The sequence below is a fragment of the Arcicella sp. GW458-12-2-14-TSB2 genome, assembly GCF_059423785.1.
The window spans coordinates 1-1,974 of record NZ_JBWKYN010000332.1; the positions used below are offsets into that span (position 1 = coordinate 1).

Here is a 1,974-nt window from a genome sequence, read left to right on the forward strand (position 1 = left end):
ATTTTGTTCTGCATTTTAATATTTCTAAAAATATTATGCCACGCTAGGTTAATCCATTTTTACTTGCCTAATCTGAAGTGGTTTTGTAAGTGGTAAAAGTCCCCCTTTCAGTACAATCAATTGTCCTTGTTCAAGACATATATAATTGATAAAACCTGTTCCTAGCCCCATGTAAGGCTCTTTTAAGATTAATCTAATTTGGCGAATTAATGGATACCTTTTTAAAGCAAGGTTATATCCAAATGGTTGATAATAATCCTCTGGATTAGTACTGCTTTTCTCTGAAACCGACATTACGTTAATTTCTTTGATAAAACCTAACGATGCAGGGTCGTCACCGTCACTGATCCAATTAGTACCAATTACGCCCATTGCATTTTTATGCGTTTTCACATATTCTATAACTTCCTTGTTCGACTTTGTTGCAAAAAAAGAAACTTTCTCTTTTTTATCTATTCCAAATTTATCTACTAAAAATGTTAAATTACTAGAATTTGAACCATCAAAAACCAGTACAATGTCTTCGCCACTACCACTTTTGCTAATCTCAGACCATTTCTTTTTTTCCCCTTTCATGATTCCCGCAATATCATTCACGGTTATCATCGTATCACGATTAGCTTTGTTAGTAATCAAGGCTAAAGCATCACCTGCAAATTTAAAACTCCTGTAGGTAACTTTATCGTCAGTATAAATTTTCTTCTCTGCATCATTCAGTTCTCGTGTTATTACAGCTACTCTGGCTTTATCATTTAATAACATTGCTACTGCTTCACCCTCTTGTTTATATACTAAATTGATTTTTGTATATGGATAGGTCTGTTCAAAAGCCATTTTCTCAGCTTCCATGATGGGTTGAAACGACTCATCAACAGCAACAGTAATCTCTCCTTTGGCTGGGCCATCTAATTCTTTACCATCTTTTCCTGTGTTTTTTCCACAAGAAAACAAAGTAGCGGTTAGTAGAATCGAATAAGATAGATTTAATATAGTTTTCATGGTTTTTGTGATTGTTTATTTCTTCTCGTCATAATATGAATACTCCTCTTTATCGTCGTCGTCTTCATCTTTCAATTTGGTGTAAACTCTCCATGCTCTAAAAATGCCATATATTACAAGTAATGCACCCAAAGCATATGCATACCAAGAAGAAGGCAACATCATCTGTGCAAAAGTTGATTGAGGGTTAAGTATCAAAAGTAATCCAATCACAGCGTATGAAAGGGCCATTAATACATTAACAAGTAAAAAAATTCTACTGGGCATGTTTTGATGTTTAATATAAAACGATAATCACAACCTAATCTAATACATTTCTCATAGAAAAAAACAAAAACTGATTCCTATTGAAAAATGAAACCTGCCAGTTTCCTGACAGGTTTTCATTGTATCTTAATGCTAAATAATATAATTATTCAGATAGCACGAAGCTAATTGGTACTGTAAATCTTGAACGTACTGCACGACCAGACTGTTTACCTGGTGTCCATTTCGGTACAGATTTAATTACTCTAACAGCTTCTTCATCGCAACCAAAACCTACTGATTTAAGTACATCTACGTTTTGGATACTACCATCAGTATTTACAACGAATTGGATATATACTTTACCAGAAACGTTAGCACGCTGCGCTGCTGCTGGGTATTTCAAGTTTTTCTGCAAGAATTTAGCGAATGCACCCATACCACCTGGGAATTCAGCTTGTTGTTCTACCGCAGTAAAGATTTCTTCCTCTTTTGGCTTTGGTGGTTCAACTGGCGCTTCTGGCGCTGTACCTCTTGCATCTGGATCTACTGGCGGGCCAGCATCTTCAGTTTCACCTTTCACAGTTTCAGCAGCCGTATTACCTTTTACTTCTTCTGGTGGTGGTTCAGGTTTTGTTACCTCTTCATCTTTTTTGATTTCAGGAGGTAAGAATTTTGTCGTCGTCACCTTTGGTAATTCTTTTGGTGGTGGCGGCGGTGGTGGTGGTG

3 protein-coding genes are annotated in these 1,974 nt (G+C 36.1%); all 3 read right to left on the reverse strand.

What is annotated here, in order from left to right:
• Window positions 1-48 precede the first annotated feature (48 nt).
• A complete protein-coding gene (locus AC07XN_RS24225) occupies window positions 49-999 on the reverse strand; it encodes a PstS family phosphate ABC transporter substrate-binding protein (protein ID WP_309924502.1) in 951 nt (316 codons plus the stop codon).
• Window positions 1,000-1,014: 15 nt separating this feature from the next.
• On the reverse strand, window positions 1,015-1,266 hold the full coding sequence (locus AC07XN_RS24230) for a hypothetical protein (protein ID WP_309924504.1): 252 nt from the start codon (window positions 1,264-1,266) through the stop codon (window positions 1,015-1,017).
• Window positions 1,267-1,411: 145 nt separating this feature from the next.
• A partial coding sequence (locus AC07XN_RS24235) for an energy transducer TonB (RefSeq protein WP_494744913.1) occupies window positions 1,412-1,974 on the reverse strand: 563 nt, incomplete at its 5' end.

Bases quoted from the DNA above. Each gene is read 5' to 3' on its own strand.
- AC07XN_RS24230 (WP_309924504.1), bottom strand. From the start codon at position 1,266: ATGCCCAGTAGAATTTTTTTACTTGTTAATGTATTAATGGCCCTTTCA.
- AC07XN_RS24225 (WP_309924502.1), bottom strand. From the start codon at position 999: ATGAAAACTATATTAAATCTATCTTATTCGATTCTACTAACCGCTACT.